Raw genomic sequence first — 13,503 nt, 5'->3', positions numbered from 1 at the left:
GGGCCATAGCGGAAATGACGCGCCTGTCGCACCATGCGGGAACGGCTCGTCTTTTCCACCGCCCGCTTCGTCGCTCCGCCTTGCCGTATCGCGCAGCGCGCCTAGATTGCGACTCGCAAGACCGAAAGGAGCGCATGGCTCGCAAACCTGCCCGCACCGGCAATCCGGTGATGTCGCCTTCCCCCACTCCGCTGCACGCGCCGCGCCGCGCCCGCGCCGAACTCGCCTTCGAGGACCAGTCGCTGCTCGGCCCGCTGTTCGGCCAGTTCGACGCCAACCTGGTGCAGGTCGAAAACCGCTTGGGCGTGTTCATTTCGGCGCGCGGCGACAAGGTGCAGATCGAAGGCAGCCCCGATGCGGTGGCCCGCGCGCGCGACACGATCAACGCGATGTACGACCGGCTGGCGACCGGCGAAGACCTCGACGCTGGCGCGATCGAATCGCTGATCGCGATGTCGAGCGAGCCGACGCTCGAAGGGATCGTGCGCGGCGGGGACAATGCGCCGCCGATCATGATCCGCACCCGCCGCAAGACGATCGTCCCGCGCAGCGCGGGGCAGATCCCCTACATGCAGAACCTGGCGAGCAAGGACATCGTGTTCGCATTGGGCCCGGCGGGGACCGGCAAGACTTACCTCGCGGTGGCGCAGGCGGTCAGCCAGCTGATCAGCGGCAGCGTTCAGCGGATGATCCTCTCGCGCCCGGCGGTGGAAGCGGGCGAAAAGCTCGGCTTCCTGCCCGGCGACATGAAGGAGAAGGTCGATCCCTACCTGCGCCCGCTTTACGACGCGCTCTACGACTGCATGCCACCCGAACAGGTCGAACGGCACATCGAAAGCGGGGTGATCGAAGTCGCCCCGATCGCGTTCATGCGCGGGCGCACGCTGGCCGATGCTTTCGTGATCCTCGACGAAGCGCAGAACACCACGCGCGAGCAGATGAAGATGTTCCTCACCCGCTTCGGCCAGAACAGCCGGATGGTGGTGTGCGGCGACCCGAAACAGGTCGACATTCCCGGCGGCGACGCGATGAGCGGCCTCGCCGACGCGGTCGGCAAGCTCGAAGGTATCGAAGGCATCGCCGTGAGCCGCTTCACCGCGAGCGACGTGGTGCGCCACCCGATCGTGGGCCGGATCGTCGAGGCGTATGAGGGCAAGGGAGAGTAGCCGCGGCGCAGATGCCCTCTAACGGCCCGATTGCGTACATATCTGAATCAGAGCGGTAACCGATGCGGCGTGAGGGACTTCGCGACTTGAAATAGCTTGCGCATTAGATGAAAGTGAACGCTCACAGGGCTTTTGGCAGGCATTTGGGGGCAAGCGATGCAACAGGCGGAAGCGGTAGAGCAGCGTTGGCGGCCGCCGGCCTTCTGGCTGATCGTTGCCGCGCTAACGGCCTTTGTAGCATTCGGCACCAACCTGCTGGAGATCAATTACTCCAATATTTCGCATGACCGGGCGGGCACGTGGGGCATTAGCTATGTGTTCGAGAACCAGACGAACCAGGTCATGGTAGTGACTTCGGTCGAGGCCGGCTCGGCAGCCGCCGCGCGGGGCATCAGGCCAGGCGACCGACTGGTTTCAAATTACCACAACGGTCCCGGCAACGTGCCGCTGGTGGGCGAAAAGATCCGCCTGATCCGCCTGACCCCACCCCCGAGCAAGGATTTCACTCTCGTTGCAACACGGGCCGACCCCGCTCCGATGGCAGTGCCGGACCCGATCAACAGAGCCATCGACGATTCGGTGCGCGTCCTCATGCTACTGGGCGGAATTGTGATCCTTTGGCGCGGCTGGAACCGGCGCAGCTCCTTCCTGCTTGGCACAGCACTGATGGGGATGACGACGTTTCCAACCGGTTGGGTCGAGATGAGCCGGGGGGCCTACCACTTCTGGTACGTTGCTTCGAGTACAATGGGCGGCAGCATATCGTCATATATCCTGCTGGGCTTCGCGATGGCCTACATTAGGGAGATGGGCGTATCCGTCCCGCGCTGGCTGAAGGTAGCGATGCTCATCGGCCTTTCCGATCTGCTCCTCACATGGCTGTTCTTCACGGTGATCCCGGATCTCACACCTGCGTGGTTGCTGTCTCCTCTTGTCACGGCGATTCATAACTTCAGCGGGCCAATCGCATTCACGCTTAGCCTCCTGACTCTAATGTACGGCTGGAGGCACGGCACCGTGCAAAGCCGCCATCGGACCGCATTGCTTGTGCTGGCTGTCGGGATGCTCGTGATCGGCAATATGCTATTTTCTTTCAATAACCAATTGGTCCAGAGCCAAGCCAACCCGAGCTTCATCACCAACACTTCCAGTGCAACCCGCGCAATCGGCATCATGCTGTTCACCTATGCGATCCTGCGCCACCGGGTCATCGACATCGGCTTCACCGTCAACCGAACGCTGGTATACGGCAGCGTCAGCCTGATCCTGCTGGCGACCTTCGGCCTGCTCGAATGGGGCCTTCACCACCTGCTGGAGATCGAGGGCAAGGAAAGCAGCCCGCTGATCGACGCCGGCCTGGCCGTGTCGATCTTCCTCGCCTTCCATCCGGTGCGCGACTTCGTCGAGCATTATGTCGAGCGCTGGTTCTTCTCCAGCTGGCAGCAGGCGGAAATGCAGCTCAAGCGCTTTGTTACCAGCGCCGGGCATTTCAACAGCGCGCAGGTGCTGTGCGAAGCCTTTGTTCGAGAGCTGTCGCATTATACCGAAGGGGCCGAGGCGGCGCTCTACATGGGGCAATCAGACGGCGCCTATCAGCTGACCGCAGGTAGCCTTTCGGGTGCAGACGAGCAGTACGAGGACAATACCGCCTTTGCCCTGATGCGGTCCGAGCGCGAGCCGATCGAGCTGTTACATGGTGAGGTGGCGCTCCCGGGAGCTCTTGCCTTGCCAATGCTGGACCAGGGGGTGCTTATCGGTTTCGCTTTGCTTGCGGGGAAGCCTGACGGCTCGCACTTCCGCCCCGACGAACTGGAAAATCTGGAATGGGCCGCGCACCAGGTCGGGCTCGACCTGCAGGCACTCCACGCGCGCGAGCTCGAAAAAGAAAATGCCGAACTCAGGCGCGCGGTAACCTCTGTCTCGGAGGAGAGAGATCGATTGTTAGATCGCCTGTCTCTTCAAACCTGACAGGTGGGCTGGGATATCGCCTTTCCGCCCCATTGCGGACGTTATCCCTCAGCGACTTCTCGCCTCAAAACGGTCATCCCGACGCCCGCAAACTTTCCTACGTCGGCGCATCCGCACTATAGGGGCGCAATGACAATCGTCCCCTTCCCACCCACGTTCCCGCTCGAAACAATAGGCGCGCCCTCCAACGCGTTTTCTCCTTTAGGACCGTGTTCCATGTGTTCCATCCGTGCCCCAGCTGCGACGAACCGAGTGGATTGATGGAGCTCGAAATCGACATCGAAAGCTGGCCTGCGGGCGATTGGGACGCACTGGCCGAGCGTGCAGCGGGTGCTGCGGCGCAGGTAGAGCCCGCCCTCGCCAATCCGCGCCTCGCCACCAGCCTGCTGTTCACCAGCGACGCCGAAGTCCACGCGCTCAACCGCGAATGGCGCGGCAAGGACAAGCCGACCAACGTGCTCAGCTTCCCGATGCTGGAGCGGGCCGACCTCGTCCATCTCGACCCCCAAGGCCCGCCGGAAATGCTCGGCGACCTCGCCCTCGCCTTCGAGACTTGCGCGCGCGAAGCGGAGGAAAAGGGCATTTCGCTGGACGATCACGCCGCGCACCTGATCGTCCACGGGCTGCTCCACCTCGCCGGGCACGACCATGTCGACAGCGACGAACAGGCCGAAGCGATGGAGGCGCTGGAGACAAAGGCGCTTGCCATGATCGGCATCCGCAACCCATATGAGGATAGAGACCTGCAAGAGGGCAACGACTAGGGGCCATGTCCGATACCGATTCCCAACCGGGAGAAGCGGAAAGTAGCCGCGGGCTGTGGCCCGCGATCCGCAAGCTGTTCGACCTCGACGACAACGAGCGTTCGCTGCGCGAACAGCTCGAGGAAGCGATCGACGAGCACGACGCGGCGCACGGCGAAGAGGCAGGCGAAGCCTCTGCCACCGGAGACCTGTCGCAAGTCGAGCGGCAGATGCTGCGCAACCTGCTGCACTTTTCCGAACACGACGCCGACGATGTGGCGATCCCGCGCGGCGAAATCGTCGCGATCGATGCAGCGAGCAGCTGGAACGAGGTGGTTGCCGCTTTCGCCGAGCACGGCCATTCGCGGCTGCCGGTCTATCGCGATTCGCTCGATACCGTGATCGGGATGATCCACATCAAGGACGTGTTTCCCTACCTCGCGGAAAAGCGTGACCCGCCGCTCGACTGGACCACGCTGATGCGCCAGCCGCTGTTCGTGCCGCAAACGCGCAACGCGCTCGACGTGCTCGCCGACATGCGCCAGCAGCGTACCCACCTCGCGGTCGTGCTCGACGAATACTCGGGCACCGACGGGATCATCACGATCGAAGACCTCGTCGAGGAGATCGTCGGCGAGATCGAGGACGAGCACGACGACGAGCCCGAAGCGATGATCGTGCCGCTCGAAGGCGGGATATGGGACTGTGACGCCCGCGCCGAGCTCGACGATGTCGCCGAGACGATCGATCCGCGCCTCGCCGAGGTCGAGGAAGCGGTCGACACGCTGGGCGGGCTGACCTTCGTACTCGCCGAGCAGGTCCCGCCGGTCGGGACGATCGTCGAGCACCCCAGCGGGTGGCGGATCGAAGTCACCGACGGCGACGAAACCCATGTGAAGCGCCTGCGGTTGCATCCCCCGCCCAAGGAGGAAGATGCCGACGACTGACCGGCTTTTGTGACCGTATGCTGCGCTTGCTCACAATCATCTCGACAACAGGCTTGCCCACCCCCATCATCGCCCCGTGACCCGACGTCTTCCGCCCCTGCGTGCCCTCGAGGCCTTCCTGCGCGTCGTGCGCCTCGGTTCGGCGCGCGCTGCGGCGGCCGAGCTCAACCTCAGCCCGTCGGCGCTGTCGCGGCGGATCGGCACGCTGGAGGAGTTTGTCGGCAAGAAGCTGTTCACACGCGCGCACCAGGCGATGCAGCTGACCGACGATGGCAAGATGTTTTTCGATGCGGTCGCGCCGCATATCGAGGCGCTCGCTTCTGCGGTGGAGAACCAGTCCGACAACCTTGGCGTGATGCGCCTGCACCTGGGCGTGCTGCCGCTGTTCGGCGGGCAGCGGCTGTTCCCGCGCCTCGCCGAGCTGCGCAAGCTCCATCCCCGGCTGCACATCGATATCGATACCGGCCCGCACCTGCTCGACCGGGTGGGCGATACCCTCGATGCTGCGATCGTGCTGCTTGAGGAACCCGATCCTTCGCTCCACGCGGTTCGGCTCGACCACAACCGGGTCTATGCGATCGCGTCGGAAGACATCGCCGCAGAACTGGGCGGGAAGCCGGACGCAGAGAAGCTCTCGCGGCACACGTTCCTGATCCACAACGAATTGCCCGACAGCTTCAAGGCCTGGCGCGACGCTTTGGGGCTGAAGAATTTCGAGCCCGCGGCGGTGGATCACTACGATTCGGGCCAGTTGTTGCTCGAAGCGGCCGCGCAAGGTCTCGGCATCGCGATCATGCACGACGATCACTTCAAGCGCTCGGGCGACCGCCGCCTGGCGCGCCTGTTCGACGTCGACGTCGAGAGCCCGTATTCGTACTGGTTCGTGTGCCGCCCGCGCGACCTGGAGCAGCGGCCGGTGCGGCTATTCCATGACTGGCTGGTTGGCGCAGGGCTCTAGGCCGCCGCGCCCCAGCCGTAGTTTCGTCAGCTGGCGGTCGCCTTCACGATCTTGCCAGGTTCGCGCGGCGGTTCGCCCTTGGGCAGCGCGTCGATGTGTTCCATCCCGCTCTCGACCTGGCCCCATACGGTGTACTGCCGGTCGAGGAACCGGGCGTCGTCGAAGCAAATGAAGAACTGGCTGTTGGCGCTGTTCGGGTCCTGCGTGCGGGCCATCGAGCAAGTGCCTCGCACGTGCGGCTCTGCATTGAATTCCTGCGCGAGGTTGGGCTTGTCGCTACCGCTCATGCCGGTCCCGGTCGGATCACCGCCCTGCGCCATGAAACCGGGGATCACGCGGTGGAACACCACGCCGTCATAAAAGCCCTCGCTCGCCAGCTCGGCGATCCGCGCGACGTGGTTGGGGGCAAGGTCCGGGCGCAGCTTGATCACGACGTCGCCGCCTTCCCCGTTGCCGGTGTCGAGAGTGAAAGTGAGCTTTTCGGCGGCCATCTGGAACTCCTGCTGGTTGGTTCGCCGCCGATATAGGGCGCTGTGCGTCAATGTCACCCGCTGCTTGCGTTTCGCCCCCGCCTCCCTAGAGCAGGCGACATGGCGAGCGATGAACTCATCGACGAAGACCTGCGCGAAGACGCAGCGGGCGCGAGCGAGCGCCCCGACGAGGGCGGCAAGCCCGACGATCGCGTCGATGATGAGCGCCACGACGAGGAAAACCGCCTGAAGTCGGAATTTGTCCGCCGCGTAGTCGAGGCGCTCGATGCCGGCGACAAGGGCGAAGTCTACGACCTCGTCGAGCCGCTCCACCCGGCCGACGTTGCCGACCTGTTCGAGCTTGTCGGGCGCGAGGATCGCCCGGCTCTCGCCGAAGCGGTATCCGACCTGCTCTCGAGCGAAGTGATCTCCGAGCTGAACGATTACGTCCGCGAGGACATGATCGACGCGCTACCCGCCCACGCAGTGGCGGAAATCGCCGAACAGCTCGAAACCGACGACGCGGTGCAGCTGATCGAGGACCTCGATCCGCACGAACAGGCGGCAGTCCTGGCGGAAATGGAGCCGGAAGACCGCGCCGCGATCGAAAGCGCGCTGTCGTATCCGGAGGAAACCGCCGGTCGCCTGATGCAGCGCGAGTTCGTGGCAGTGCCCGAACACATCAGCGTGGGCGACCTGATCGATTATCTGCGCGACGAAGCGGGTGACCCTGACGCACTGCCAACAGATTTCTGGGAAGTGTTTGTAGTCGACCTGGCACACAAGCCGGTCGGCACTTGCCAGCTTAGCTGGGTGCTGCGGACGCCGCGCCATATCCGCCTGAGCGACGTGATGAAGCGCGACCAGACGCTGATCCCGGTGACGATGGACCAGGAAGAAGTCGCGCTGATGTTCCAGAAATACGCGCTGATCTCGGCCGCCGTGGTCGACGAGGCTGGGCGGCTGGTCGGTCAGATGACGGTCGACGACGTGGTGCACATTATCTCCGAAGAGGCTGGCGAGGACGCACTGTTGCTTTCGGGTGCCGGCGACGGCGACATCAACGAGCCGATCGCGCTGACCGTGCGCGCGCGGCTCAGTTGGCTGGTGATCAACCTCGGCACCGCAATACTCGCGTCGATGGTGGTCGGGCTGTTCCAGGGCGCAATCGCCAAGTTCGCGCTGCTTGCGGTGCTGATGCCGATCGTCTCGGGTATGGGCGGCAACGCCGGTACGCAGACGTTGGCAGTAACCGTCCGCGCGCTTGCTACCAACCAGCTGACCAGCGCCAACACGTGGCGCGCGATTGGTCGCGAGCTGACGATCGCATGCGCCAACGGGATCGCACTCGGCACGCTGATCGGGGGCGGCACGTTCCTGCTGTTCCACAACCCCCTGCTGGGCGCGGTGATCGGCTCCGCGATGGTAATCAACAACCTCACGGCAGGGATTGCCGGGATCGTGGTTCCGGTCACTCTGGAGCGGCTGCGCGTCGACCCGGCGGTGTCATCGGCGGTGTTCGTGACCACCGCGACCGACGTGATGGGTTTCTTCTCTTTCCTCGGGCTGGCGGTGCTGGTGGGCCTCGCCTGACGTTGCACTCGCCCGAGCAAGGGCTATGTGGCTATCCATGCCGCTTTCAATGACCAAGATCGCCTACCGCTCAGGCTCGCTTGAGAACCTGCGCGCGTGGGTCGAACGCGGCGATCGCGCGGAAATGACCACCCGCTACCTGCCCAAACGGCACGAAGAGATGATCGGCGGGTCGCTCTACTGGATCCTCGATCACACCATCAAGGCACGGAGCCCGATCAGCGAGTTCGAACAGCGACCTGACGGGCGCTGGACAATCTGGCTCGAGCCGAAGCTTATCCTCGTCTATCCGACACCCAAGCGCGCCCACCAGGGTTGGCGCTACCTTGCGGAAGAGAATGCCCCGCGCGATCTGGCCGAGGGCGAAGTGGTCGGCGACGCGATGCCTGGGCGGCTTGCCGGGAAGCTGAGCAAGCTGGGGCTGATTTGACCCCACGAGCCTTTTCGCTAGGCTGATCCTCAAACGGACGCGGTCGCGAAACCAATGGTTGGGGGAAGAGCGAACGCGCATGATGCACGAGGTTCGCAGCTCCCCAAAACTCGAGGGGGCTTTGCAATGAGCGCGGAATTCCAGATAGATGGCTTTGGCGGATCGATCCTGACGCCGGTCGACGAAGGCTATGAACAGGCCCGTGCGATCTGGAACGGGATGATCGAATCGAGACCAGCGGTGATCGCGCAATGCGGTTCTGCAGCCGATGTGGCGCTGGCCGTGAAAGCGGCGCGGGATGCCGGGATGCAAGCGGTCGCCCGCTGCGGTGGCCACTCGGTTTCCGGGGCTTCGCTCCCTGAAGGCGGCATGGTCATCGATCTTTCGTCGCTGGATTCGATCTCTGTCGATCCCGAAGCAAAGATCGCCCATGTCGGCGGAGGTGCCCTGCTGGGCGGGCTCGATGCAGCGACTCAGGAACACGGGCTGGCAGTGACGGCAGGGATCGAGCCGAGCACGGGCGTCGGCGGGCTGACGCTGGGCGGAGGGATCGGTTTCCTCGCGCGCAAGGCTGGTCTCACGATCGACAACCTGATCGGCGCGCAAGTCGTGCTGGCCGACGGCAAAATCGTCGAGGCGAGCACGGCCGAACACCCCGACCTGTTCTGGGCTCTGCGCGGCGGGGGCGGCCAGTTCGGGATCGTTACACGGTTCGATTTCCGTCTGCATTCGATCGGTACCGAAATCGTCACGGCATGGGCGTTCTACCCTCTCGAAAGCGCCCACAAGGTCATGCGCTATGTCCGCGAATTCATGCACGGTGCCTCGGACGATGTGACGCTGGTCCCGGTGTTCATGAAGATTCCTGCCGACGAGACTTTCCCGCCCGAATGGCATGGGCAGCCATGCGCCGCCGTGGTCGCGTGTCATGTCGGGAGCGAGGAAGTTGCGAGCGCAGAACTGCAGCCGCTGCTCGAACTTGGCGACATGATCACCGGGTTCATCGCCACGCAGCCCTATGTCGAATTCCAGCAATCCTTCGCAGGCGCATCACCCCACGGCGGGCGGTTCTATTGGAAATCGATCTTCGTCGACGACCTGAGCGACGAGCTGGTCGATGTGATGATCGACGGAGTACGGACGATACCAGGGGAATATTCTCTGGTCTTCATGGAATCGCTCGGCGGTGCGGTCGGCCGGGTTGGAGCGGAAGACACCGCGTTCGCCAATCGTGCGGCGCGCTACAATCTCGGCATTTCCGCTGGATGGGAAGATCCGGCGCTCGATGCCGAAGCGACCGCTGTCGCCCGCTCCTGCTACGAGAAGCTCAAACCATTTTCCGACGGGACGGTTTACCTCAACTACCTCGATCGCGACGAATTGGCGCGCACTAAGGCAGGCTTCGGGCCGAACTACGCTCGCTTGGCCAAGATCAAGGCCAAGTACGATCCGGGCAACCTGTTCGGCGGCGCGTTGGGCGGCGCAGGCTAGCTGCCGCCGCCGCCGCGACCAGCATTTGCACGGGCGATCACCGTGCGGACATCATACTCGTCGTCGCCTTCGTAGCGCGGCGCGAACTTGGCGAACGCCGCGTCGAGCGCGTCGATCCGTTCATGGACGGGGACAACGTTGTAGGCATGGCCGACCGAGAACCGTTCCCCCGCAAGCATTTGCGGCACCACGATCGACGCGAACCGGTCGGCATCCATGCCGTATTTCATCACCTGCTCCGGCCCGATGGCCGTGGCCACCCAACCGGGGATTAGCGTGCCGACACTGACATGGTCGGGCACGTCCTCGCGCAGGCTCTCGGTCATCCCCAGCACGGCGTGCTTGGCGGCGATGTAGGCTCCGGACTGCGGCACGGCGCAAAAGAACGCGTTTTCCGACGCGGTGTTGTAGATCGCCGAGGGATGATCCTGCGCCGCCATGCGCGGAGCGAACACCCGGCACCCCTCCCACACGCTCCAGAAGTTGACGTCGAAATGACGGCGGGCCACGTCGGGATCGACTTCCCACTGCTTGCCGCGCGGACCGCCAACTCCGGCGTTGTTGAGCAACAGGTCGACCCGCCCACGCCAACCGAACGCTACATCCGCCAGAGACTCGATCTGTTCGGGTTTTGTCACGTCAGTCGGCACAGCCAGCGCGGCATCGCCCAGCGCGGACGCCGCCTCATCGAGCCGCTCGCCCGGAAGGTCCGCGAGGACGACAGCCCCGCCCGCATCCACCAGATAGCGCGCGATCGCGAGCCCGATTCCGCTGGCCCCGCCGGTGATCACCGCGACCTTGCCCGAGAAATCAGCCATCGTTCCTGCGCTCCACAATCCGGCGCAGCACATTGGCGTAGGTCTCCGGCTCCTGCGCTCCGGGAACCAGGAACTTGCCGTCGATCACCATCGCCGGAACCCCGGTAACGTTCATGTCCCACGCATGGCGTTCTTCCGCACGCACCTCCTGCGCAAGACGCTCATCGTCGAGCGCGGCAGCAACTGCCTCCCGGTCGAACCCTTGTTCAGCAGCTACGTCGAGCAGCACATCGCGTTCGCCAATGCGGCGGCGCTGCTGGAAATGGGCGGCGAACAGCGCCAGCTTGAGCCGCGTCTGCGCCTCCGGACCTTCAGTCGCAAGCGCCCAGCGAAGGAGCTTGTGCGCATCAAAGGTGTTCCACAACATCGACGGCGGCGCCTCGCCTTCGCCGGTATAATCGAACGGGAAGCCTGCCGCCCGCGCACGCTCGGCCATCATGTCGGAAGCCTGCTTCGCCTGTTCCCCGGTGCGACCGTACTTGCGGGCGATATGCGCGCGGCTTTCCTCGCCCTGGGGCGGCATGTCCGGGTTGAGTTCGAACGGCAACCAGCTGACCTGCGCCTCAATCTCCCCCTCGAGCATCGCGAGGCCTTGCTGCAGGTTGCGGTAACCGATGATGCACCACGGGCACATCACATCGGACCAGATGGCGATCGGGACGATTTCGGTCATTGGGCAAGCCACCATGCTAGCAGGGTGTGAGCAATCGCGGTCGGCGGCGGCGGCAGGAATGCCGGATCGGCCCCTCCCGCCATCGCATGCGCCACTTCGTCGCGAGTGAACCAGCGCGCTTCGGAAAGCTCGGTTGTGTCGAGCTGGATATCCTCGCCATCGGCCATCGCGTGACAGCCCATCATAAGCTGGCTCGGGAACGGCCACGGCTGGCTGGCGACGTAGCGCACGCTGTGCGCGATCACGCCCGTCTCCTCGAGCACTTCACGCGCGACAGCTTCCTCGATCGTTTCTCCGGGTTCGACAAAGCCGGCCAGCGCCGAATAGCGGCCCTCGGGCCAGCCGAGCCCGCGCCCGAGCATCAGTTTTCCGTCGTGCTCGACCAGCATGATCGTCACCGGATCGGTGCGCGGGAAATGTTGCGCGCCGCACGACCCGCAATTGCGTTGCCAGCCGCCCTTGGCGAGCGCCGTCGGTTGCCCGCATTTGGCGCAAAAACGGTGCCGCGCATGCCAGTCGACCAGGCTGCGCGCACCGCCATACGTCGCCAGGTCCGGTGGCGAGAGCGCGCCGAGCAGGTTCCAGATGTCGCGGATCGCGTAAGCCGGCAGGTTGTCGCCTTCCAGCGGCACCGCAGCGAAACACGCCTTGCCATCGTCGAGGCCGAGGAACACCAGTTCCACTTCGGGAGCGGCATCTGCCAGCGTACCCCAGAGCAGACCGCCGTCGTCCGCAATCGCGGGAAGAAGCCCGTCGAGCCGCAACAGCCGCGCCTTCCAGTTCATCAAGCCCGCCAGCCGTTCCGGGTCGGCGCGAACCTGGTCGGCCCGGTCGAGCGGCGATCCGGCAAAGGCGACCGGCGGCGTCATGTCTTGCTCGTATCGTTGAGATCGTTTGCCACCGCAGCATGGAAATCGGAATAGATCGGATAGCTGTTGGATGGCATATATTGCGTCATCAGATTAGCACGAAGCCGATGGCGAAAATCGACAAATCCGACCGTACCTGCGGCGCCGGACCACCCAAACGTTCTAGCACTCGCCCCTAGTCCGACCCGACCGCCCGCGCCAAAACCCGAGCCTTCGATCCATGTGCCCTTAACGCTGGCACCGTCCGGGAGGAGATTGGAAGTCCCAACGCGCACCGCAAGTTCGCTCATCACTCGCCTTCCGCCGATCGTTCCGTAACCGAGCAGCATCTGAAGGAACCGGTCATAGTCACGCGCGGAACTGACCAACCCGGACCCGCCCATCGGATAGGGTGGCGGCTCCGCATAAACCGAGTCCGTCCCAGGGTCGCCCGCGATCAAAGTGCCATTGGCCACGAGGTAGTTGGTGGTCAGCCGCGAAACGTCATTCGATGGCACTTCGAAAAAGGTCGAGTGCATCCCGCATGGTTCAAAAATATGCTCTTCGAGGTAGCGGTCGAACGGCTGGCCGCTGGCGACTTCAATAACCCGCCCGAGCAGGTCGAGCCCGACCGAATACGACCAGTGGGTGCCTGGCTGGTATACCAGCGGCAGCTTTGCAAGCCGGTCGGCGAACGCCTTCAGGCTCGGTGCCTGGATATTGGTGCTCACTCCCGGAATGGGCAGCTTGGCAAGCTGCCCGGCAGCCAGCCCGTCGGCAATATAGGCGGAACGGATCGGTCCCTTCTGGATGATCGCATAGCCCAATCCCGCGGTGTGGGTCAGCAGGTTGCGGATCGTGATCGGGCGCGTGGCCGGTTCGACGTCGGTCAATGAACCGTCGTAGGTCTTCTGGACCGTCATCGACTTGTAGGCGGGCAGAATGTCATAGACTGGCTGGTCGAGCCCGAGCTTGCCCGCATCGATCAGCTGCATCGCCGCCATTCCGGTGATCGGCTTGGTCATCGAATAGATGCGATAGAGGCTGTCCGGCCCCGCAGGCGCGCTCGCACCGAAAGCCAGAGTACCGCGCGAGAGGAAATCGGGAGTCTGCTGGCTCCAACCCAGGGCCGCGACCATATTCGCGACCTCTTTCTTGTCGACATAGTTCCGCTCGAGCTGCGCCACATTCGTCCAGGGATCCAGGTCCGCCGCAAAGGCGAAACGCCCCAACGGAACTGTCGCAGCGGCTGCACCAATGCCAGCAAGCGCACCCGTTCGCAGCAGGGTCCGGCGCGAAACCTGCATCACTTCAAACTCGCGGAATGCCATCGACCCTCAGCTCCAGTTCGGTTCTTCTTCGCAACGCGATGTGCGGCATCGACCGGCGCGGGTCAAC

General features: G+C 64.1%; 13 protein-coding genes. 8 read left to right on the top strand and 5 right to left on the bottom strand.

All coding sequences use genetic code 11. The annotated features are described in order from the left end of the window. Positions 1–134: 134 nt before the first annotated feature. From CJO11_RS12350 to CJO11_RS12330, 5 genes are all read left to right on the top strand, one after another. Positions 135–1,166 (top strand): PhoH family protein, encoded by a 1,032-nt coding sequence (locus tag CJO11_RS12350; protein WP_095012972.1) that lies wholly within the window; start codon positions 135–137, stop codon positions 1,164–1,166. 156 nt (positions 1,167–1,322) lie between these two features. Next, the gene (locus tag CJO11_RS12345) at positions 1,323–3,134 is read left to right on the top strand and encodes a GAF domain-containing protein (RefSeq protein WP_095012971.1); all 1,812 of its coding nucleotides are present in this window, start codon (positions 1,323–1,325) and stop codon (positions 3,132–3,134) included. 260 nt (positions 3,135–3,394) lie between these two features. Further along, on the top strand, positions 3,395–3,898 hold the full coding sequence (gene ybeY, locus CJO11_RS12340) for an rRNA maturation RNase YbeY (RefSeq protein ID WP_095012970.1): 504 nt from the start codon (positions 3,395–3,397) through the stop codon (positions 3,896–3,898). Between the two features lie 5 nt (positions 3,899–3,903). Beyond that, positions 3,904–4,824, top strand: a complete 921-nt coding sequence (locus CJO11_RS12335) for a hemolysin family protein (protein ID WP_095012969.1) — start codon at positions 3,904–3,906, stop codon at positions 4,822–4,824. 76 nt (positions 4,825–4,900) lie between these two features. Continuing rightward, on the top strand, positions 4,901–5,782 hold the full coding sequence (locus CJO11_RS12330; RefSeq protein ID WP_095012968.1) for a LysR substrate-binding domain-containing protein: 882 nt from the start codon (positions 4,901–4,903) through the stop codon (positions 5,780–5,782). 26 nt (positions 5,783–5,808) lie between these two features. Here the strand turns inward: CJO11_RS12330 and CJO11_RS12325 are convergent, their stop codons facing one another. After that, on the bottom strand, positions 5,809–6,273 hold the full coding sequence (locus CJO11_RS12325) for a peptidylprolyl isomerase (RefSeq protein ID WP_095012967.1): 465 nt from the start codon (positions 6,271–6,273) through the stop codon (positions 5,809–5,811). Between the two features lie 99 nt (positions 6,274–6,372). Between CJO11_RS12325 and mgtE the strand changes: the two genes are divergently transcribed. The 3 genes from mgtE (at position 6,373) to CJO11_RS12310 (ending at position 9,766) form a co-directional block, all read left to right on the top strand. Next, positions 6,373–7,845, top strand: coding sequence for a magnesium transporter (gene mgtE, locus CJO11_RS12320; RefSeq protein ID WP_095012966.1), 1,473 nt, complete (start codon positions 6,373–6,375; stop codon positions 7,843–7,845). Between the two features lie 37 nt (positions 7,846–7,882). Then, entirely contained in the window at positions 7,883–8,275 is a 393-nt protein-coding gene (locus tag CJO11_RS12315) for a DUF1489 family protein (RefSeq protein WP_095012965.1), read from the top strand. A gap of 126 nt (positions 8,276–8,401) precedes the next feature. Beyond that, positions 8,402–9,766, top strand: coding sequence for an FAD-binding oxidoreductase (locus CJO11_RS12310; protein ID WP_169829197.1), 1,365 nt, complete (start codon positions 8,402–8,404; stop codon positions 9,764–9,766). Here CJO11_RS12310 and CJO11_RS12305 read toward each other — a convergent pair. From CJO11_RS12305 to CJO11_RS12290, 4 genes are read right to left on the bottom strand one after another with little or no spacing between them, the layout of a single operon-like run. Then, positions 9,763–10,584, bottom strand: coding sequence for an SDR family NAD(P)-dependent oxidoreductase (locus tag CJO11_RS12305; protein ID WP_095012963.1), 822 nt, complete (start codon positions 10,582–10,584; stop codon positions 9,763–9,765). The two genes, CJO11_RS12310 and CJO11_RS12305, sit on opposite strands and share 4 nt — an antisense overlap. Then, positions 10,577–11,257, bottom strand: coding sequence for a DsbA family oxidoreductase (locus CJO11_RS12300; RefSeq protein ID WP_095012962.1), 681 nt, complete (start codon positions 11,255–11,257; stop codon positions 10,577–10,579). Before CJO11_RS12300 ends, CJO11_RS12305 begins: the two co-directional genes overlap by 8 nt. After that, on the bottom strand, positions 11,254–12,126 hold the full coding sequence (gene nudC / locus CJO11_RS12295) for an NAD(+) diphosphatase (RefSeq protein ID WP_240504494.1): 873 nt from the start codon (positions 12,124–12,126) through the stop codon (positions 11,254–11,256). The genes CJO11_RS12300 and nudC overlap by 4 nt, the downstream gene beginning before the upstream one ends. After that, complete coding sequence (locus CJO11_RS12290) at positions 12,123–13,436, bottom strand: serine hydrolase domain-containing protein (protein ID WP_095012961.1); 1,314 nt, start codon at positions 13,434–13,436, stop codon at positions 12,123–12,125. The genes nudC and CJO11_RS12290 overlap by 4 nt, the downstream gene beginning before the upstream one ends. Between the last annotated feature and the right edge of the window lie 67 nt (positions 13,437–13,503).

This window comes from Tsuneonella mangrovi (assembly GCF_002269345.1).
GTDB lineage: Bacteria > Pseudomonadota > Alphaproteobacteria > Sphingomonadales > Sphingomonadaceae > Tsuneonella > Tsuneonella mangrovi.
This window is presented reverse-complemented; position numbering and strand designations above follow the sequence as displayed.

Excerpts from the sequence above, each read along its gene's own strand:
- CJO11_RS12350 (WP_095012972.1), top strand. The coding sequence starts at position 135 with ATGGCTCGCAAACCTGCCCGCACCGGCAATCCGGTGATGTCGCCTTCC.
- CJO11_RS12345 (WP_095012971.1), top strand. The coding sequence starts at position 1,323 with ATGCAACAGGCGGAAGCGGTAGAGCAGCGTTGGCGGCCGCCGGCCTTC.
- ybeY (WP_095012970.1), top strand. The coding sequence starts at position 3,395 with ATGGAGCTCGAAATCGACATCGAAAGCTGGCCTGCGGGCGATTGGGAC.
- CJO11_RS12335 (WP_095012969.1), top strand. The coding sequence starts at position 3,904 with ATGTCCGATACCGATTCCCAACCGGGAGAAGCGGAAAGTAGCCGCGGG.
- CJO11_RS12325 (WP_095012967.1), bottom strand. The coding sequence starts at position 6,273 with ATGGCCGCCGAAAAGCTCACTTTCACTCTCGACACCGGCAACGGGGAA.
- mgtE (WP_095012966.1), top strand. The coding sequence starts at position 6,373 with ATGGCGAGCGATGAACTCATCGACGAAGACCTGCGCGAAGACGCAGCG.
- CJO11_RS12315 (WP_095012965.1), top strand. The coding sequence starts at position 7,883 with ATGCCGCTTTCAATGACCAAGATCGCCTACCGCTCAGGCTCGCTTGAG.
- CJO11_RS12310 (WP_169829197.1), top strand. The coding sequence starts at position 8,402 with ATGAGCGCGGAATTCCAGATAGATGGCTTTGGCGGATCGATCCTGACG.
- CJO11_RS12305 (WP_095012963.1), bottom strand. The coding sequence starts at position 10,584 with ATGGCTGATTTCTCGGGCAAGGTCGCGGTGATCACCGGCGGGGCCAGC.
- CJO11_RS12300 (WP_095012962.1), bottom strand. The coding sequence starts at position 11,257 with ATGACCGAAATCGTCCCGATCGCCATCTGGTCCGATGTGATGTGCCCG.
- nudC (WP_240504494.1), bottom strand. The coding sequence starts at position 12,126 with ATGACGCCGCCGGTCGCCTTTGCCGGATCGCCGCTCGACCGGGCCGAC.
- CJO11_RS12290 (WP_095012961.1), bottom strand. The coding sequence starts at position 13,436 with ATGGCATTCCGCGAGTTTGAAGTGATGCAGGTTTCGCGCCGGACCCTG.